Origin of the sequence: Clostridium polynesiense, from assembly GCF_000820705.1 — a bacterium.
Classification (GTDB): Bacteria; Bacillota; Clostridia; order Clostridiales; family Clostridiaceae; genus Clostridium_AA; species Clostridium_AA polynesiense.
This window is the reverse complement of sequence record NZ_CCXI01000080.1, coordinates 1-20,083: the sequence shown is the minus strand read 5'-3', so window position 1 is coordinate 20,083 and position 20,083 is coordinate 1. Positions and strand designations below refer to the sequence as shown.

Here is a 20,083-nt window from a genome sequence, read left to right as displayed (position 1 = left end):
ATAGTTAGAAAGTTACAATAATGCTTGATTTGGAAAATAAGGAGAGTATAAAATGGAGATAGAAAAATTAACTGAAAGAATAAATTTCCTTTATAAGAAGAGTAAAGAAGAAGGATTAACAAAAGAAGAGCTGGAGGAACAGCAGAGCCTTAGAAAAATCTACATAGAAAGGGTTAAGACCAATTTAAGATCTCAACTTAATGGGATAGAAAGAAAAGGCTCAAATTAGTAGTAGAAGGGGAAGATTATAATGACAGTAACTGTGGAAAAGTTAATAAAGGACTTTGATTTTGAGGTGTTAGTTCAAGGTGAAAAAGGCATAACTATTACTGTTTCGGATATAAATAGACCTGGTCTTCAGCTAGCGGGTTTTTATAATTATTATGCCCCTGAAAGAATTCAAGTTATAGGTAAAGCTGAATGGAGCTTCATTGATGATATGACTCCTGAAATTAGAAGAAAAAGGCTAACAAAGTTTTTTTCATTTAAAACCAGTTGTTTAATTATAACTCGTGGACTGGAGCCTCATAGCGATGTGATTGAAAATGCTGTAAAGAATAACACATGGGTTTTAAGAACTAATATGATTACAACAAAATTTATCAGTAAACTGACAATTTATCTCGCTGATAAAATGGCTCCGGAAACAAGGCTTCATGGTGTTTTGGTAGATGTTTACGGTATAGGAATGCTTATCACCGGAGAAAGTGGTATAGGTAAAAGTGAAACAGCGCTGGAACTGATTAAAAGAGGACATAGAATAGTTGCAGATGATGCAGTAGATATTAGAGAGATTGACGGGGTACTGAAGGGTATAGCCCCTGAGATTACCTTTGGTATGCTTGAAGTGAGAGGTATGGGAATAATAGATGTATCTGCATTATATGGGCTAAGCTCTGTACTGCCTAATAAGACTATAACGTTGGTGGTACACCTTGAGCACTGGAAAGATGATGGAAGCTATGACAGGCTTGGCTTAAACAATGACTATGTAGATATATTAAATGTTAAGGTTAAAAAGATTACAGTACCAATCAGACCGGGAAGAAACGTTGCGGTAATAATTGAAGCAGCAGCGGCTAACTATAGATACAGCTTAATGTCTGATATTTCTCCGGTAGATATAATAGATCAGAGAATGGAAAAATTAATGAGAGAATTAGATTAAGGCTTAAGGGAATAACCTTAAGTCTTATTTTTTTATTTGTAAAGGATTTATAAATATTGTAGAATTATATTATGACTAAAAGGAGGGGTAAAATGAGTATTGAGCTTACAAAGAAAACAGTAAATGCTTGGGAAAATTACACTGACGAACAGGTAAAGGAAGTATTTCAATTAGGGGAAAGATACAAAGCTTTTATGTCAGCTTGTAAAACTGAGAGAGAATGTGTAGATGAATTTATAAAACTTGCAGAGGAAAATGGGTTTAAAAACCTTCAGAAAACTATCAATAACAAAGAGACTCTAAAACCAGGGGATAAGGTTTATGCTAATAATAAAGGAAAAGGCTTGATTATGTTTATAATAGGCTCTGAGGACATGGAGAATGGTATGAGAATATTGGGATCTCATATAGACTCACCTAGGCTGGATTTAAAACAGAATCCTTTGTATGAAGACTCTGATCTTGCATTAATGGAAACTCATTATTACGGCGGAGTAAAGAAATATCAGTGGGTTACTATTCCTCTTGCTATTCATGGAGTAATAGCTAAAAAAGATGGAACAGTTCTAAAGGTAGTAATAGGAGAGGACGAAAATGATCCTGTTATAGGTGTATCTGATTTATTGGTCCATCTATCTCAAGATCAGCTTACCAAAAAAGGAAGCGTGGTAGTAGAAGGGGAAGACCTTAATATATTGGTTGGAAGTATGCCTATAAAAGATAAGGATGTAAAAGAAAAAGTAAAATATAATATATTAAAGCTTCTTAATGAAAAGTATGACATTGTAGAAGATGATTTCATATCTGCAGAGCTTGAAGTAGTACCTGCAGGAAAAGCAAGGGATTACGGTTTGGACAGAAGCATGATTATGGCTTATGGACATGATGACAGAATCTGTGCTTATACCTCATTTGAAGCTATCATAGATGCAAAGCCATCTAAGAAAACCTTAGTATCTATATTTGTAGATAAAGAAGAAATAGGAAGCGTTGGGGCTACAGGTATGCAGTCAAGGTTCTTTGAAAATACTGTGGCTGAAATTATGGACCGATTAGGCAACAGCAGCGAGCTTAAATTAAGAAGATGCCTGGCTAATTCTAAAATGCTATCCTCAGATGTCAGCGCAGCTTTTGATCCTAATTATCCTTCAGTTATGGAGAAGAAAAATGCTGCTTATTTCGGCAGAGGTATAGTGTTTAATAAATATACCGGAGCAAGAGGAAAGTCAGGCTGTAATGACGCCAATGCTGAGTTCATGGCTGAAATCAGAAGAATTATGGACAAGCATGGTATAGTATGGCAGACTTCTGAACTTGGAAAGGTGGATCAGGGAGGCGGAGGAACTATAGCTTATATACTTGCTCAATACGGCATGGAAGTTATAGACTGCGGTGTTGCCCTTCATAATATGCATGCTCCTTGGGAAGTAGCAAGCAAAGCGGACATATACGAAACCATGAAGGGGTATCATGCATTCTTGATAGAAGAATAGTAAATAAAAAATCCGGAATATAATTTTTTATTCCGGATTTTTTTTATTAAATTAAATTCAAGGCCTTTAAGAAACTCTTTATATCATCCTGATTGGGAGAAATCTCTCCTATATAACCATGTTTTTTATCTCCTTTTCCATTACCGTGGAAATCTGACCCGCCGCATATAAGAAGATTATTTTTTTTGCTGAACTCAATGAAGTTTCTTGTGTCTTCTGAAGTGTTTTGATAGTAATTTGCTTCTATTCCATGGAAACCGGATAAAGCTATATCCTGGAAGGGAGAGTTTTTAATAAGTACAGGATGAGCAAGGACTACTAAAGCATTTAATGCTTTTAACATATTAATTCCATCTTTCAAAGAAAGGTTTTTGTTGTGAACATAGGCAGGAGAATCCTTGCTTATAATATTATTAAATATATATTCCCAAGAGTAGCTATAGCCGGCGTCTATTATAGCTCTTGCAATATGAGGACGAGCAATTACCCCTCGTGCTTTTTTAAATACTTCATCATAATCAAGCTTAATATTAAAAAATTCCTTAAGATTGTCTATAATTTTTTTTGCTCTATATATTCTGTAATCCTGCATTTCCTTTAAAAAGCTCTGAAAATCTTTATCTTGGTAGCTGCTATCCTTAAAATACCCTAATACATGTATGCTTTCGTTATTATATATTGTGGAGAGCTCAATACCGGGTATTACTTCTATGCCAAGGAGGCGTCCTCTTTCCATAGCTTCTTTTACACCATCAGTAGTATCATGATCCGTTAAAGCCAAATACTGAATTTTATTTGAATAGGCCAGAGCGGCTAATTCTGAGGGAGTAGAGGAGCCGTCTGAAGCGGTGGAATGAGCATGCAGTTCTACTTTATAGTCCATATGTATCACCTCATTTAATTTTATCCTATAGTAGGTTAAAAAACTTAACTAGTAATTTTATAAACTATTATAGCAGAGATGCTCATAGTTTGAAATTTATCTTCTGTTAAGAGTTTTAATTTTGGTAATAATTATGCGGATTATAGGGCTATATTATTATATTAAGCTGTAATAGGGAAATTGGAATAAACTATGGGGATAGAATCTATGATGCATAATCTGTAGTTGTTTCTTTAAAATTTCTAATATAAATTATGGAGATAGGCTTCAGTTTCCTTCAGCTTTTTAAAAAGCTTCTGAGGAAGATTATATTTCTCTAATATGGTACCATAAGCCTCATTATATCTGCATCTTGTTCCCATGAAAATGCCTCCTAGAAAGGTGGATGCATAGTGCCAATCTTCCTTCAAAGTTGCAATTATTGAAATAGCCCCCGAAGATAAAGCAGGAGCGATATAGGGCTTAAAACCGGAAGCCCTCACCTCTAAATTTGCATTCTTAGTCAGTGAAGTTATAGCTTCTGAAAGACTGCTGTTATAATTTGATATACTGTTAGCTGCTATTAGTCCCTCGCCATGAGGGCCAAAGACTCTGCCTTCCTTATCATAATTAGAATAAATTCCATGACTTTCTGAATAATATTTTGCCCTGGCATTCATAACTCCCAGCCCATAGCCCCTTATTCTGTGTGATGGAATTCCTTTAAAATCATAGTTCCCATTTAAATCTTTATTGCTTTCTAAAAATACAGCTTTGCATAATAAATCTACTGGATCTGATACCACAGCAAAGATACCTGAGAAATTTCTGATTCTGGCTTCTTTGGCATAATGAGAAATTATGTCTTTATTGCCCTGAAATTGTACCATACGTACATCATTCACTGAAGCATTTATTTCAGGAACACCTACAGACACGCAGAAAACCAGAACATCACAGTTGAAAATTTCATCTTCATTCAATGCCTTAACTTTAATATCTTCGGTTTCATTGATGTCTATTATTGAAGAAATTTCGTTTTTCCATCTTATAACTTTGTTTTCATTCCTATCGTAAAGCCCAATGGAACCAATTACACCTTCCCCCAGAAGTTTTAATCCAGAAGACAGTATTCCCCCTACATCACCTAGTCCTATAACATTAATATCGTATCTCGATTTCTTAGTATTATCATCCTTAATGAAATCCATCCACAGGGGATAACCGGTGTTTATAAAATAAGCATCCCCCTTTTCCATGGCATTATAAATCCACTTAGGATAATTTTTTAAGTGATTATTGTTCCTGTTTAATAATTCTACCCCTTCAGATGAATAGTTTAAAATATCTTCATCGTATATCTTAAATATGCTCCTATAAAGTAAGGGAGGCTTTTTCATGGCAAAAAATATATTTCCCTGTGGGGCTTTAATTTCTTCTTCTTTTAATTTTTTATAATTGGGGATAATATCTTCCGATATAAGGATATTTTCATTTATTTTATAATAATACATAGGTCAGCTCCTTATAATACTGCTTAGTCTGCTTAATAGCTCTAAGTCATTTTTTAAATAGTGGGTAGGTGTAAGGTTTAAATCGTATATAATATCCTTTCCGTGATCAGGATATCTTGGAGTTGTAATAACCTGACCCAGTGAGATTAAGGATAAGTTTCTTTCATTTATTTTATGAAATAGGGTTTCTAAAGAAGATAAAATATTTATAGAGTTTTCTATACAAGTTTTAGAAAGCTCTAATATGGCTTCTTTGTTGGAATCCCTTATGAAAGCTGGAGAGGTATATGGTAAAATCAAATTTATAGAAGGTATAAGATTTCTTTCAGGAATCCTACCTCTCCATAATGAATCTCCTCCAATAAATGGATACATAGAACTTTCGTTAAACCATAATCGCAGCCTGGGTATAAAGTATACAGCCTCTACCTCTCTGTTCTGATACTGCATCAAATCCCTTCCTCTTGCAGATAGAATTCCAACTACTATCTTTTCTATATTAATGGACTCTTTTTTAAATAATGATCTAAGGCCTTCATCCTATATCCCTTATGGAGAATAGTATCTACAAGTATTACGGATTTATTAAATGACTTAATCATCCTTATCTGATTTTCAAGGCTTAAGAAATATGGAAAAGAGTCGATTTTAAAGCCTTCCATTGAAGCATTGAAATACTTTTCGGTGTGTAGTGACTTAGTTATAGTGTTTGGAATCACGTATCTGTCCAATATATCACCGTAAGGTACGCACATAAGATCTCCCAGTGTTTTGGACTTGTCACCTATATTTATATTTCCAGTTTTACTTCGGAAATTGGCCTTTCCGTAATTTGAAATTTCAACAGCTATTTCAGGAACTTTATTTAACCTGCAGATTTTTTTAATAAGTCCATTATGAAGCATAGAATTATCTATGGGAAGTACTAATTCACCTGGATAAAGCCTGCAGAGAGATTCCTGAAGTTTTTTTCTGGATTTTTGTATGGATTGCTTTATTTTTACGCTGCTTTTAAAGGGTTCTTTTATAAAGTTTTCTAAATCATAGTTTATGACGCAGGGGGTGCTCATATTAACTAACCATAGTTCTCCTGATGGCTCCTGGCTATCTATGCTTTTAAATCCAAAAAGCCTTAGATGTTCTTTTAAGCTTTGAGAATGCATTTTTTCTTTCAGGCTGCACAGGGCAAACTGATAGTCTCTTGATAGAGAAAAAGCAAGAGTTTCAGAGAGCAAAATCTGTTCATGGTAGTTTGATTTATCAGAGTCCTTTACAATAAGAGCATCTAATGAAATAATTCTTCCTGAGGTGTTTTCTCTTATATGCTGGGAGAGCGCCACATTTCTTATTTCGCTGAAGATATTATCTGTTCTGACCCAGTGGAATACCGATACTCCAACCATTTTCTTTTTACCGGTTTCTTTAAGTAGAAGTATCCTTGAGGAATCATTTGAAAAAACAGAAGATATATCAGCTGATACCTTTTTATTTAATGAGAATTCCTTTTGAAGAACCTCAAGCAGATTAGTATTAATATCTTCTAATACTTCAACTTCTAACTCTGCGGCGGTAAATTGATTTTTATCCATAGGTTCTCTCTGATAAAATCCGTTTTCATAAATATATTTTTGAGACAATGGATCTATCAAACTTGAAATATCCTTATTGTCATCTATATAAGTCCTTATTTGAGTAGAGCTTATTGACTTATATTTATTTGACAGATTTAAAATTTCTATATTACCTTTTATATCCTTCAGCTTATCAGAGAGCTCATGGCCTCTTCCTCTATCTATTACTAAATGAGAAAAGTTGCTTATGGAGCTTTCATCGCTAAGGTTCCGGTAAGAGCTGGCATTTAATATAACATCACTGCCTGTAACTATATAAACTTCCGAATTAGGAAAGCTGTTCTTTAAAGCGTTTAAATCTTCAGAGTTTGATATGTTTACAGGAAGATTATCAGGATAGATATATATATTCAGTTCGCTTGCTATGGACATTTTTATTATGTTTCTTCTTATAAGGTTTGGAAGAGTTCTTTTTGACCAGGAGAATTCATCCACTGCCAAATAAACCTCATATCCCAAATCTCTTATTTTTACAGCTATTTCTTTATGGCTCAATGAAAATGGGTCAAAGGTTCCTGGGAAAAAAGCCACCTTACTAGGAATACCAAGTTTTATTTCTCCAAAATGAAAATTGTAATCAGATATAAATCTGTAGATATGATTTAGAGCGGCGGAATTAGAAAGCATCAATAAATCATTTTCATCACCGGGAGTTATTAAAGTCAATATCTTCTTTGCTGTTAGGGTGTATATATAATGCTTTTGATCAAAGTCTAAATATGAAGATTGGAATATACCCTTGGCAAAATAGGAGAATGCAGACATACTTACCTGAGAATCATAGTCTCCTAATGCATTTAGCAGAATTGACAATAATTTAGTAAGTTTTAATTTGTTTTTTTCCTGTTCCATGTCTACCTTTACTAAATAGTGCTGTATAGTAATGGAAACGGTTTTAAGTATAAGAGTTTTTACCGAAGCTGTAGAGATTTTTATCTTAATTATTAAATCATCCAAAATTTCTTCGAATTCATTTTCATCCAGGAACAAGAGTATTTGTCCTAGATAGGCAGGAATATACTCTGTAAATTTATGTCCTTCCATTTCCAAAGCTCTCAATAATTCCACTGAAACTTCATTTTTTTCAAAGCTGGAAAGCTTCGGCATCAGTTTAACTATAGCTTTACCCGCTTGGTTTCTTACGCTTTCTACGGCACTAACTTTAAGAAGGTTGCTTAGATGAATAGCTGTCTGTAAAGAATTTGTCTCTGGATTATTTAATGCTATATCTAAAAGCATAAGTATGTTATTTTTTTTAACCACCCAATCCGTAGCGCTTTTTAAATTATTAAGATAAATACCTGACATAAATTTATTGCTCAAATTATTAGGCTGAGGTTGATATGAGGGATGTAATAAGTTTTCAAGCTTATGAACTAAAAAAGCTTCTGATGGAATTAAAGTTTGAAATTTTATGTCTGAAGTAAAGTGTCTTGCTCTTTGTATAAGTAATTCAGAAGGATTCTTCTTTATAATATCTATAAGATTTTCCATGGCACAGAGTTTAATGGACATAGCTTTTTTGTTTAAACTTTCAAAAATAAAATCAATTAAAAATTCTGTATGCTCATCCATGGGGACCAGAGGAAGGTATTTTATGCATTGTAATAAGAATAAGTGCATATCCGAATTCTTAATCTTTTTTACATCAAAATATTTTATAAATATGTCTCTATACTCTTTATTAGCTTTTTTTCTGTTATCAAAAAGGGATTTGCATACCAGACTTAAATTATATCCCATCCAATATCTATGCTGAGGTATTACTTTATGGGAAGGATATAAAAGCTTATTTATATATTCCTCTAAAAGCATATAGCTGCTGTAAGGCGGAGAATCGATGGATACATTGCCTGGTATCTCTTTTCTATAGTCTTCGTCAAAATAGGCTATTAAAGTACCTATAATCTCGGCACAATGCCTTCTGATATCATCTTCAGGGTGAGTCAGATTATCGTAAAGGAATTTCAATGTCTGAAGCTTCTGCTTTTGGGTTAAATATGTGGAGTATTCCTCAAAGATTCTTATGTACTCCCTTAATCTCTTCCAGTTTTTTTCGCTTCTGGCCACCTCTAAAATACTTTCCAAGGAGTATTCGTCCCTCAAATGATACATTAAAGAAATATTATGTTTTATTGCTATATACTTAATCTTTTCAGTGATATTGTTTCCCTGAAGAAGTGCATTTTCTCTAATGTCTTCCCTTATTTTGGTTCTGTTTCTTCTAAAGGGTCTACGACTATACCGGAGGTTTTAAGGAACATTTCAAAATCCACCAGCTTTGAATAAACCTTTTTGTATCTTTTTTCTTTAGCCTCATCCAGATTATCCAGCTTGTTCAATATAATATCAAAGGAATCTTTAAGGGAATAAATATTCATGGAAGAGGTACCATCTTTATTTTTCACCCTAAAATCACAGTATATTAAAATAAGACTTTCCAAAGGAAGATTTTCCAGTTCTAAATCCCAGGTAGAGTGGTTGAGAGCAATGTTTCGTATATAGTGTATTCCATGTTTCAAAAACCACTGATCCGTATAGTAGTAATGAAGATAGGGAACTCTTTTAAGCTCCTCTCCTTTGCAGCCAAACTTTCCTATATCATGGCCGGCAGCACTTCCGGATACCCTTCCTAAGTCTACAGAAATATTTTTAGATTTTATTTGTCTGGCTATGTAGAGGGTTAAAAAGTGAACTCCGCATATATGATCTAAAGTATTAAAGCCAGTTATTTCTTTATTCAACTTCATTAATTCGTAGATGAATTCTTCCTCAAAAGCAGTAATAAACTTAAGGTATTCTTCTGAATACTCTAACTCTGACTTTTCTGTATCTGTTAAGAAATGAAGAGGATATTTTGATATGAAGCTTCCGGTATTTAAATCCTTTTCAAACTCATTGAATATTTTTAAAAGTCTTAGGTAAAAATCACAGTATCTGTTTAAAACTGGATTTAGCTGTACTTGAACCGCCTCTTTAAAGGATTTACTTAATATATATCCATAAATATAACGAATCCATTCTTCGGTATTCCATACCGGGAAATCCTTCTTATATTCCTTTTGAAATATTAATATAAAAATTTCGGCAACTTTCTTGCAGCTAAAATCCTCCTGATAAAATATCTTTCCAAACTCATTTACAAAGTCATTATGTTTTATAGTGTTTTCAATAATATTTTTATCAAAACCCAGCTTATTTAAGAATCTAGTGCTTAAAATCCTTTTGCTGAATTTAGAATAATAATGAAAAATTGATTTTTTCTTCAAAAATATCACCTCTTATAATTAAGATTATATCCTTTGAAATGTATATTCAACAATACAAAGTTAGCAATAAAATAAAAAACCGCCTAAGCGATTTTTAATAGTTTTGAAGGATATATTGAGAAAGGCCGTATAAGTTATAGGCTTTAGGTATGTTTTTCATAGTTATAAAGTCTTCAGAATATATGCCATCCCATGGATATATGGAAATAATTTCTTCATCATAAACGTCTATTATATATCTGCTTCCGGAAAGCTTTATAAAAAATTTAAACTTAGGTGGAGATTTAGGTTTATCGTGGTTTGGGATGAAGTTTTCTTCCTCCAGGCTGCAGAAAAAATTAATTATAGTATCTTTATCCTCCTTGTTAACCGCCAGCTCTTTAGTTAAATTAGTTTCTAAAAGCACCACGGTATAGTTATCTGTAGTTTCTATATCAGAAGCAAGCTTACTGGTATAGTAATTTATATTAGGCTTTTTTGAGATATTAGGATATTCGTGAGAATTTATATCGCAGCCTATAGACAATAAAGATAATACTAAAATCATAATAAAAACTTTTCTCTTCAAATTTATCACCTCTTTATACCTATAATAAAATATTCTTTTAAAACAAAAATTATAACTTTTAATAGCAATATATTATTATAAGAATAAAATATAATACACCGGAAAAAGTGATAATCAATTCATAAGGGGTTATAAATGAAACTTGGTTTAGATGCAGAAAATCCAGAATTATTTGGAAGGATTAACAATAAGCTTAAGATACTGGGGCACAGCACAGTATACTGTACTCCTCAGGGGATAATAAATAAGGGAGATGCTCTTCATAAGAGCGTATTAGCAGCTAATCAGGGGAAAGTTGACTTGTTCATATCTATTAGATTTATAAAAGGGGATAAGGAAGTTATATGTCCTTTTAGCAATGCAAAAAAAGAACTTTATAAAATTTGTGTTATTTTAAAAGAACTAAGCAATAGTGGTTTTCAGATAAAAGCTATAGAGGAAGGAAAAAAGTTTTACTTAATTAAAAATATTTCAGCAGAAAGCGTTATATTTAAATTTTATATTTCTCAAGATGAGAAGAAATATTATGAGTTTATTTCTAGATGTATATTTAAAGGGCTGAGCGGATAGAAGTGCTTATAAGGATATGTTATAACAGGGTTCCTAGCGGTTAGGAACCTTGCTATTTGTGGTTTTATCTATATTTTTCTAAAATATAAGTATATTTTAAATATTCTTAATATAATTCATAGTAATAGAGGAGGATTTTATTATGGCAAAACAAACGGTGATGGTTAATACGTTTACTAATGGTATTTTGGATCCTGAAAAGGATATGCTTGGACCAGTTAAGGATGGCGGAAGAATTATTGTAAATACAGCTCCGGGTTGCTGGGGACCAATGATTACTCCTGAGATTAGAGGTGGACATGAGGTTTGTCAGCCTATATATGTAGAAGGTGCGGAGCCGGGAGATGCTATTGTTATCAGGATTGAATCTATTTCTGTAACTTCTATGGCTACTGCATCAGGGAATGATAAAACCATGGAGGGCAGGTTCCTTGGAGATCCCTTCATAGCAGGCAAATGTCCGAGCTGTGGTGAGTTGTATCCTAAAACAGTAATAAAGGATATTGGAAAGGAAGCAATCCGATGTGCTAAATGCGGTGCAGATACGGTACCCTTTACCTTCACAAATGGATATACAATTGTTTTTGATGATAAGAAGAGGATTGGAGTTACGGTAGAAAAAAATGCAGCAGAAAAAATAGCTCATAATGGACGTGAGTATATGCAGATTCCTGATAATTCTATTCAAAATCCGGTGGTGACTCTTGCACCTTCAGATATTCCAGGAATTGCAACCAGATTAAGACCATTTGTTGGACAACTTGGTACAACTCCCAAAAGACCTATTCCTGATTCTCACAACGCAGGTGATTTCGGTTCCTTTTTAATAGATGCTCCTCATGAATATGCTCAGACCACAGTAACCCTTGAGGATAAAACCGATGGACATATGGATGTGAATAAAGTGAGAGAGGGAGCTGTATTGATTTGTCCTGTAAAGGTTCCCGGTGGAGGAGTATATGTAGGTGACGTCCATGCTATGCAGGGTGAAGGAGAAATTGCAGGGCATACAGCAGATGTAGCGGCAGTAGTAACTCTTCAGGTCTTTGTAATTCATGATCTTACTATAGATGGACCAATTCTTCTTCCTGTTATAGAAGATGTTCCTTATTTAGCAAAGCCATTAACAGAAGCAGAAAAGGATTTAGCATTAAAAGAAGCTAAAAGATGGGGTATGGCAGATATTGAGCAGTCTGCACCTTTATCCTTTATAGGTACGGGACAAAATCTTAATATTGCCATAGATAATGGGTTAAAGCGTGCTGCAGACTTACTTGAAGTATCTGTTCCTGAAGTTTAAAACAGAGTTACTATTTCCGGAGCTATAGAAATAGGAAGAGCACCTGGAGTGGTGACTGTTTCTCTAAGAGTTCCTATGGAAAAGTTAGAAAAGATAGGACTTGCTCAGTTAGCTAGAGAGCAGTACCAGATATAATAAAAATAATAGTAAATATGCCATTGAAATAAAGTAATTAAATCAGCAGAAGGATTGAATTAATAAAGTGAATTCACTTTGAATAAATTCAATCCTTCTGCTTTTTTGTTGATCAAATTATTGTATAAAAGTAATATTAATAATCATGATTTTTACCTGCTTTGATGCTTTATTAGCTAGTGATATAATTATACTTATTAAGGAAGAATTAACAAGATTCATATAAGTAAATATTATCAGGGGTTGAAAATTTAAAAGATAAATGAGAGGTCTAAGGTATGTTAACTAAAAGACAGGTTAAGATAACAGAACTTTTATTAAGAAACCCTGGAGGTATAGTGGGAGGAGAGGTAGGAAATATATTCGGAGTAACGGACAGGACTATCAGAAAAGATATAAGAGCTATTAATAAAAGTATGGAAGAATTCAGCTGCAGAATATCTTCCTCCAATAAAATCGGTTACTATATTGAGGAAAAAGATAGTAAAGTATTTAAAAGAGCATTAAGAAAGCTTATAACCAATAAACAGCATAAATACGATTTGGTTGAAAGGTACTATATTGTTATAGGTTTGATTTTGTTCAATGAAAAATTATATATTACAGAAATAGAAGAAAAGCTTAATGTAAGTGATCAAACCCTTTATAAGGATTTATGCAGAATACAGGAAAGTATATTTGAAAAATCTCTTATTAATCTATTTGAAATAGGAGAAGAATATATTTTATGTAAATGCGGAGAAGCGTCAAAAAGAAAAATATATTTAAAGATTTTAAAGGAAGCAAGGGTAGAAAATCCTAACTTCTATAATTTTAATATAATAAATCTTTTTGGTTCTGAGTATGACGGTAAGCTTGTGGAAGTGCTTAGGAGAGACGTAGAGGAGTATTTTAGCAGCGAGGGTATTGATGCATCGGATTATACAATTTACTTTTCAGTTTGGGCAATTTATTTTTTTGTTATAAGAAATGAGAAGAATCACTTTCTGACGGAAATAGAATTTAAAAAGGATTGTGGAAGGGTATTTACTAATCTTCTCTTTCATATTCAGAATAAAGGATATTTAATAACCTCCCAGGATATTTTATTTTTAAAGGCATTTTTTCGTACTACCGGTTTAGTAAAAAATACAGATAAATCAGATGAAAAGCTGTCTGAAATAGTGTTTCAGGAATTTTACCAAAAGGTATTTGTTAAGTATGGTATTGATTTAAAGAAAAATAAAAGCATATGTTCTAATATTATAAGCCATATAAAGTATCTTTTAAGAAGATTAAATGTAGGATATGAAACAAAAAACCCTTTAAAAGCAAGTGTTAAGGAAAAATATAACTTTGCTTATGAAGTTGCAATGAATTTAGTACCTATTATATATAAAAATACAGATAAGTATTTAAGTGAAGATGAAGTTTCTTTTATAGCTGTGTATTTACAATGCTATATAACAGAAAATTGTCGTAGGATAAAATTTGTTTTTATTTATGAAGGAAGTGAAGCGGTTAAAGTCTCTTTAATTCAGTGGCTCAAGAGGAATTTTTCCTGCAGCATTGAGTATGTTAATTATTCTGATGCGGATAAATATCTAAGCATGAATGAAATTGATATTATCATATCTAATTTAAATATAAATATATCTGATAATACTCCAATATATGTAATACAGGAGCTTCCTGAAGATACAGACAGGAATAATATATTGTGGGCAGTCAAGAAGAGAAGGCTGCAATCCCTGTACATAAAGGCAGCTAAGAGCAGATTTAAGGATAATTTAATAAAAATATATGATAACCCCATAGCTTTAGAAGATGCAATATTTGATTTATGTAAAGAACTGTATCTGGATAAAAGTATATATGATTTAAGAGCATTTTATGAAGATACGGTAAATAGAGAAAAATTATACCCTACTAGTATGTCTGATTGGATTATGGCACCTCATCCTATTAATGACTGCGGTATAAAGAGTTCTGTGGCTGTAGGGATATTTAAAAGACCTTTAAAGGATAAAGAAAAGGAAATCAGTATGATTTTTATACCATGCATAAAGAATAAAGATGAAAATGATATAGACATATTATTTTATATGCTTAAGGCAATTGCTGCTAACAGAAGGGTTTTTAAGCAGATGATAAAAATAAAAGGCAAAGAGGATTTTTTACCTGAATTAATGGCTTCAATAGGATTAATAAAATAAAGAGCCTTGATATAATCAAAGCTCTTTTTAACAGATGGTGCCGATGGTGGGACTTGAACCCACATGGTTTCCCGCACGATTTTGAGTCGTGTGCGTCTGCCGTTCCGCCACATCGGCAAGTACAAAAATTATATTATCATAGTTTTATCTCTATTGCAATAAAAATTTGTTTTCTAAAAGGCGATTACAGGGTATTATATATAATAGAGGATTGATTTCAGTACTTTATTAACAAATTTATAATGGATGGTGTTTATTATGAGAGGATTATTGGAAAGCGTGATAGAAAATAACAGAGGTTTTGCTATGGATGGAAAGGTTGCATCTTATATACCTCTCCTCAGCAAGGCGGACCCTAATCATTTAGGAATATGCGTAACTACCCTGGATGGAAAAGAGTATACAGCAGGGGACTCAAGTGTTAAATTTACAATGCAGAGTATTTCAAAGGTCATAAGCCTTATGGTAGCAATATTAGATAACGGTACCAAGAATGTTTTTTCAAGAGTTGGTATGGAGCCTACAGGAGATGGTTTTAACTCTATAGTAAACCTTGAAACAAAAAATTATAATAAGCCCTTTAATCCTATGATAAATGCCGGAGCAATCGTAACAAGCTCCCTTATAGAGGGAAGCAGCGCTGAAGAAAAAATAGATAAAATTTTGAGTTTTACAAGAAAGATTACAGGAAATGACAGCATTAATATAAATGAAGAAATTTATCTTTCCGAAAAAGAAACCGGAGATCGAAATAGAGCTCTTGCTTATTTTATGAAGGGGAATAAAAGCCTGAGAGGCGATGTAGAGGAAGTTTTAGAGGTTTATTTCAAACAGTGCTCTATAGATGTTTGCTGCAGTGATATTTCAAGGATTGGAGCAATGCTGGCAAATGACGGAGTTCTTCCTTGGTCAGGAGAAAGGGTCATATCCAGAGAGGTGTCCAGGATAGTAAAAACTATAATGGTTACCTGCGGGATGTATGATGAATCAGGAGAATTTGCAGTACATATAGGAATACCTTCAAAAAGCGGAGTAGGCGGAGGGATTATGGCCTCTGTGCCTAAAAGGATGGGGATTGGAGTATATGGACCTTCTCTTGATGAAAAGGGTAACAGTATTGCAGGGATAAAAATGCTTCAGGAGTTATCCAGAGAGTTGGATCTTAGCATATTTTAAAAAAGGCGGTGAACGCCTTTTTATTTTGTACTTGTTTTTAGGTGTTGGAGAATGAGATTAAAGTTTCTGAAGTGATTATATGCAGTTTTAATGAATAATATATTTAAATTTATAAAAATACTTGAAGTTATAATTTCAAAGGCTTCTTTATTTGGTATTATATAAGTATACCCTTTGAGAGGAGAATAGGATATGCTAAGATTTCTTGATGCAGGAGAATCTCACGGAAGAGCATTAATTGCTGTAGTAGATGGATTTCCTTCTAATTTTAAAATAGATATGGGAAATATAAATGAAGAGTTAAAGAGAAGGCAGATGGGTTACGGAAGAGGAAAAAGGATGAGCATTGAACAGGATGCTGTGGAAATCTGGTCAGGGGTAAGGGGGAGCATTACCACTGCCAATCCATTAACTTTGATTATTTATAATAAAGATTATAAAAACTGGAAAGAATTAATAAATACTGAAGCAGATGAAAAAGAAAAAATCACAGTACCAAGACCGGGGCATGGTGATTTAGTGGGATATTTTAAATACAAAACCGGAGACATAAGAGATGTTATAGAAAGGACTTCTGCCAGGGAAACCGCTATAAGAACAGCGGTGGGGGCTGTATGCAAGCAGATGCTTAAGTCTTTAGGTATCAAAATAAGAAGCCAGGTAATAGAAATAGCCGGAATAAAAGAAGAAAAGCAGGATTTATTTAATGATAAAGTATATGATATCATTAATAAAAGTGAAGTTAAATGCTTTAATAAAAAGGTGGAAGAGAAGATTAAAAAAAGGATAGATGAAGCCGCTATAAAGGGTGATACCTTAGGAGGCGCTGTACATATAAGCATCAATGGGATGTTTATAGGTTTAGGAAGTTATACTCAATGGGATAAAAAATTAGATGGAATACTATCCCATGCTATTATGTCTCTTCAAGGAATTAAAGGTGTAGCCTTCGGTGAAGGGATAAATACTGAGATGACAGGTGTAGATTTTAATGACGAAATATATATTGAAAAAGGAAATATTAAGAGAAGAACTAATCATTGCGGAGGTATTGAAGCTGGGGTAAGCAATGGTGAGAATATAGAAATTACCGCCTATATGAAACCAATTCCTTCAGTAAAAAAAGGCATTGATTCTATTGATTTAAAAAAGATGATCAATGTTAAAAGTAGGTATGAAAGATCAGATGTATGTGCTGTGATTCCAGCTGCAGTGGTTCTTGAAAATATATGCGCATATGAGATATTAAATGAAATATTAAAACAGTTCCCCTGCTCGGACTTTGACACATTACAGGAGCAGATTAACAAACATAAGGATTATATTTTAAAATATATGGAGGAATAAATATGGAAAAGTTATTATTATTAGACAGCAATAGTATAATGAATAGAGCCTTTTATGCATTGCCTCCTCTTACAAATGCAGAAGGATTGCATACCAATGCCGTTTATGGTTTCGTTAATATGCTGTTTAAGATGTATGAGGAAATAAAGCCGGATTATGTAGTTGCTGCCTTTGACAGGAAGGCTCCTACCTTTAGACATACAGAGTATGCAGAATATAAAGCCGGAAGAAAGAAAATGCCTCCTGAACTGGCAGAGCAGTTTCCTGTTATAAAGGAGCTTCTGGATTTAATGGCTATAAATATATTTGAGATAGATGGTTATGAAGCAGATGACCTCATAGGAACCTTATCCACCTATGCAGAAAAAAATAGCATGGAAGTTTACATATTAACAGGAGATAAGGATGCTCTTCAGCTTGCCACAGACAGAGTGAAAGTTATCATTACTAAAAAAGGAGTATCCGAAAAAGAAATTTACGATAAAGACAGAATGGTTATGGATATGGGAGTTACTCCAAAGCAGTTTATTGATGTAAAAGGACTTATGGGAGATGCTTCGGACAATATACCTGGAGTACCTGGGATTGGAGAAAAAACTGCCTTCAAGCTTATACAGACCTATGGAAGCATTGAAAATCTACTGATGAATTTAGACAGTGTTAGCGGAAAAAGGGTTAAGGAAAATTTACTGCAGTACAGTGAACAGGCTATTTTCAGCAAAAAGCTTGCTACCATAATCACAGAAGTTCCGGTAGAAATAGATTTAAATGAAATAAAATCTAAGGATAAGTTTGATAAAGAAAGCTTAAGAAAGTTATTCTTCAGATTGCAGTTTAAATCCCTTGTGGATAAAATACCTGGAGATAACTTACAGGAAGAAACGGTTTTAAAGGTTAACTCAAATAAAGAGATTGAAATTATAAGGGTTAGTGATTCAGAGTCTGTAAACAGCTTTTTAAAGTCGCTGGATATAAAAGAAGCTACTTTTTTAAATTTTGATATTTCACATAAAGAATTTTATACTAAAACAGAGATTCATGAAATTTATGTTACTTATAAAGACAAAGTATATGTATTGGAGATTGATGAAATTATAAAGGATAGCAGTTCAAGGGAAGGCATAAAGGCCTACCTGGAGAATGAAGGATATAAAAAGGTCTGCTATGATGCTAAAAATGCTTTTACCGCATTAAATAAAGCAGATATAAAATTAAAGGGAGTAATTTTTGATGTAATGGTAGCTGCTTATTTAATAGATTCCTCTAAAGGTCAGTATCCTCTCATGACTCTTATAAATGAGTATTTAGGGGAGGATCCACAAGGAGATGAAGAGGAGTTAATGGCCTTGCAAAATTACTATCTTCCTAAGCTTTATCACATGATGAGCCAAAAAATAATCGATGATAAAATGGAAAAGCTTTATTATGAAGTAGAGCTGCCCTTAACAGAAGTATTATCTTCCATGGAAGTACTGGGCTTTAAGGTGAATAGAAGTAAGCTGGAGGAATTAGGAGATAAATTTAAATTAGAGATAGAAAGTACTCAAAAGGAGATATATTCAATAGCTGAAGAGGAGTTTAACATTAACTCACCTAAGCAGCTGGGGAAAATACTCTTTGAAAAGTTGGATTTGCCTGTAATAAAGAAGACAAAAACCGGTTATTCTACCAATGCTGAAGTGTTGGAGCAGCTTGCAGATAAGCATCCTATTATAAATAAAATCACCTACTATAGGCAGCTTACAAAATTAAATTCCACGTACATTGAGGGGCTTAAGAACGTTATTGATGAAGATGGATGTATTCATTCAAGCTTCAATCAAACCGTTACATCTACAGGTAGATTGTCAAGTACAGAACCTAACCTTCAAAATATACCTATAAAATATGAAATGGGAAGGGAAATAAGAAAAATATTTACACCCTTTGATGATGAGAGTATGATACTATCAGCAGACTATTCTCAAATAGAATTAAGAGTCTTAGCTGATATAGCTTCTGACTTAAATATGATATCAGCTTTTAAAGATAATATAGATATCCATACAAAAACAGCTTCTGAGGTGTTTAAAGTCCCTTTAGACGAGGTAACAAAACTTATGAGGGGAAGAGCTAAAGCTGTAAACTTTGGAATAGTATATGGTATAAGTGATTTCAGCCTGGCCAAAGATCTTAAGATAACGAAAAAGGAAGCAAAGGAATATATAGATATATACTTTGAAAGATATCCTTCCATTAAGGAATATTTAAATAACATCGTGGTGGATGCAAAAGAAAAAGGATATGTAACCACCCTCCTTAACAGAAGAAGATTTATTCCTGAAATAAATGCCTCTAATAAAATGGTTAAAGCTTTAGGGGAAAGGTTAGCTATGAATGCACCTATTCAAGGAAGCGCAGCGGATATAATAAAGCTTGCAATGGTTAGGGTATATCAGGAGTTAACTAAAAATAATCTTAAGAGTAAGCTTATACTGCAGGTACACGATGAATTAATATTAAACGTATATAAAGATGAGTTGGATAAAGTAAAGGAAATAGTAAAAAAGGCTATGGAGCAGGTTTTAGAATTGAAGGTTCCTTTAGAAATCGATATGAATCTTGGAAAAGATTGGTACGATGCAAAATAGGAGTGATATATAATGCTTAAAATAGGCTTAACAGGGAGCATTGGATCCGGTAAAAGCACTGTTTCAAAATTACTGAAAGATTCAGGGTTTCCTATAATAGATGCAGATGTAATATCCAGATTGGTATTAGATAATTACCCTGAGATATTAACCTGGATAAGAAAGGAATTTGGAGATGGATTCTTTGATTGGCAGGGACGATTTTTAAGAAAGCAGTTTGGGAAC

General features: G+C 33.2%; 16 protein-coding genes and 1 tRNA gene. 10 read left to right on the top strand and 7 right to left on the bottom strand.

The window, feature by feature from the left end; genetic code table 11:
• Positions 1-52 precede the first annotated feature (52 nt).
• From TA89_RS17975 to TA89_RS07320, 3 genes are all read left to right on the top strand, one after another.
• Complete coding sequence (locus TA89_RS17975) at positions 53-229, top strand: DUF896 domain-containing protein (RefSeq protein ID WP_082023874.1); 177 nt, start codon at positions 53-55, stop codon at positions 227-229.
• A gap of 21 nt (positions 230-250) precedes the next feature.
• Positions 251-1,168, top strand: a complete 918-nt coding sequence (hprK, locus tag TA89_RS07325; protein WP_040212189.1) for an HPr(Ser) kinase/phosphatase — start codon at positions 251-253, stop codon at positions 1,166-1,168.
• Between the two features lie 92 nt (positions 1,169-1,260).
• On the top strand, positions 1,261-2,661 hold the full coding sequence (locus TA89_RS07320) for an aminopeptidase (protein ID WP_040212188.1): 1,401 nt from the start codon (positions 1,261-1,263) through the stop codon (positions 2,659-2,661).
• Between the two features lie 46 nt (positions 2,662-2,707).
• Here TA89_RS07320 and TA89_RS07315 read toward each other — a convergent pair whose 3' ends face one another.
• From TA89_RS07315 to TA89_RS07300, 6 genes are all read right to left on the bottom strand, one after another.
• A complete protein-coding gene (locus tag TA89_RS07315) occupies positions 2,708-3,544 on the bottom strand; it encodes a PHP domain-containing protein (protein ID WP_040212187.1) in 837 nt (278 codons plus the stop codon).
• Positions 3,545-3,786: 242 nt separating this feature from the next.
• The gene (locus TA89_RS07310) at positions 3,787-5,037 is read right to left on the bottom strand and encodes a Rossmann-fold NAD(P)-binding domain-containing protein (RefSeq protein ID WP_040212186.1); all 1,251 of its coding nucleotides are present in this window, start codon (positions 5,035-5,037) and stop codon (positions 3,787-3,789) included.
• Positions 5,038-5,040: 3 nt separating this feature from the next.
• Positions 5,041-5,490 (bottom strand): hypothetical protein, encoded by a 450-nt coding sequence (locus tag TA89_RS18825; RefSeq protein WP_242850100.1) that lies wholly within the window; start codon positions 5,488-5,490, stop codon positions 5,041-5,043.
• A 41-nt stretch (positions 5,491-5,531) separates the two neighbouring features.
• Positions 5,532-8,756, bottom strand: coding sequence for a hypothetical protein (locus tag TA89_RS07305; RefSeq protein ID WP_242850099.1), 3,225 nt, complete (start codon positions 8,754-8,756; stop codon positions 5,532-5,534).
• 116 nt (positions 8,757-8,872) lie between these two features.
• Positions 8,873-9,937, bottom strand: a complete 1,065-nt coding sequence (locus TA89_RS18820) for a hypothetical protein (RefSeq protein WP_242850098.1) — start codon at positions 9,935-9,937, stop codon at positions 8,873-8,875.
• 94 nt (positions 9,938-10,031) lie between these two features.
• Complete coding sequence (locus TA89_RS07300) at positions 10,032-10,505, bottom strand: DUF4883 family protein (RefSeq protein ID WP_052447360.1); 474 nt, start codon at positions 10,503-10,505, stop codon at positions 10,032-10,034.
• 135 nt (positions 10,506-10,640) lie between these two features.
• Here TA89_RS07300 and TA89_RS07295 point away from each other — a divergent pair, with 135 nt between their 5' ends.
• The 3 genes from TA89_RS07295 to TA89_RS07285 all read left to right on the top strand — a co-directional run bounded on the left by TA89_RS07295 (position 10,641) and on the right by TA89_RS07285 (position 14,705).
• A complete protein-coding gene (locus tag TA89_RS07295; RefSeq protein ID WP_040212184.1) occupies positions 10,641-11,075 on the top strand; it encodes a hypothetical protein in 435 nt (144 codons plus the stop codon).
• A gap of 142 nt (positions 11,076-11,217) precedes the next feature.
• Positions 11,218-12,375 (top strand): acetamidase/formamidase family protein, encoded by a 1,158-nt coding sequence (locus TA89_RS07290; protein WP_197073439.1) that lies wholly within the window; start codon positions 11,218-11,220, stop codon positions 12,373-12,375.
• A gap of 413 nt (positions 12,376-12,788) precedes the next feature.
• On the top strand, positions 12,789-14,705 hold the full coding sequence (locus TA89_RS07285; protein ID WP_040212182.1) for a BglG family transcription antiterminator: 1,917 nt from the start codon (positions 12,789-12,791) through the stop codon (positions 14,703-14,705).
• A gap of 35 nt (positions 14,706-14,740) precedes the next feature.
• On the opposite strand, the gene TA89_RS07280 is transcribed toward TA89_RS07285, so the two are convergent.
• Positions 14,741-14,822, bottom strand: a tRNA-Leu gene (locus TA89_RS07280).
• 141 nt (positions 14,823-14,963) lie between these two features.
• Between TA89_RS07280 and glsA the strand changes: the two genes are divergently transcribed.
• From glsA to TA89_RS07260, 4 genes are all read left to right on the top strand, one after another.
• Positions 14,964-15,881 carry a glutaminase A gene (gene glsA, locus TA89_RS07275; protein ID WP_040212180.1) on the top strand — a complete coding sequence of 306 codons (918 nt, stop codon included), beginning with the start codon at positions 14,964-14,966 and terminating at the stop codon, positions 15,879-15,881.
• Between the two features lie 192 nt (positions 15,882-16,073).
• On the top strand, positions 16,074-17,228 hold the full coding sequence (gene aroC, locus TA89_RS07270) for a chorismate synthase (RefSeq protein WP_040212178.1): 1,155 nt from the start codon (positions 16,074-16,076) through the stop codon (positions 17,226-17,228).
• A gap of 2 nt (positions 17,229-17,230) precedes the next feature.
• The gene (gene polA, locus TA89_RS07265) at positions 17,231-19,858 is read left to right on the top strand and encodes a DNA polymerase I (protein ID WP_040212176.1); all 2,628 of its coding nucleotides are present in this window, start codon (positions 17,231-17,233) and stop codon (positions 19,856-19,858) included.
• A gap of 12 nt (positions 19,859-19,870) precedes the next feature.
• The coding region (locus TA89_RS07260; protein ID WP_040212175.1) for a dephospho-CoA kinase at positions 19,871-20,083 on the top strand (213 nt) is incomplete at its 3' end.

What these genes read in the sequence shown, in the direction of transcription:
- TA89_RS17975 (WP_082023874.1), top strand. Translation starts at nt 53, where the DNA reads ATGGAGATAGAAAAATTAACTGAAAGAATAAATTTCCTTTATAAGAAG.
- hprK (WP_040212189.1), top strand. Translation starts at nt 251, where the DNA reads ATGACAGTAACTGTGGAAAAGTTAATAAAGGACTTTGATTTTGAGGTG.
- TA89_RS07320 (WP_040212188.1), top strand. Translation starts at nt 1,261, where the DNA reads ATGAGTATTGAGCTTACAAAGAAAACAGTAAATGCTTGGGAAAATTAC.
- TA89_RS07315 (WP_040212187.1), bottom strand. Translation starts at nt 3,544, where the DNA reads ATGGACTATAAAGTAGAACTGCATGCTCATTCCACCGCTTCAGACGGC.
- TA89_RS07310 (WP_040212186.1), bottom strand. Translation starts at nt 5,037, where the DNA reads ATGTATTATTATAAAATAAATGAAAATATCCTTATATCGGAAGATATT.
- TA89_RS07295 (WP_040212184.1), top strand. Translation starts at nt 10,641, where the DNA reads ATGAAACTTGGTTTAGATGCAGAAAATCCAGAATTATTTGGAAGGATT.
- TA89_RS07290 (WP_197073439.1), top strand. Translation starts at nt 11,218, where the DNA reads ATGGCAAAACAAACGGTGATGGTTAATACGTTTACTAATGGTATTTTG.
- TA89_RS07285 (WP_040212182.1), top strand. Translation starts at nt 12,789, where the DNA reads ATGTTAACTAAAAGACAGGTTAAGATAACAGAACTTTTATTAAGAAAC.
- glsA (WP_040212180.1), top strand. Translation starts at nt 14,964, where the DNA reads ATGAGAGGATTATTGGAAAGCGTGATAGAAAATAACAGAGGTTTTGCT.
- aroC (WP_040212178.1), top strand. Translation starts at nt 16,074, where the DNA reads ATGCTAAGATTTCTTGATGCAGGAGAATCTCACGGAAGAGCATTAATT.
- polA (WP_040212176.1), top strand. Translation starts at nt 17,231, where the DNA reads ATGGAAAAGTTATTATTATTAGACAGCAATAGTATAATGAATAGAGCC.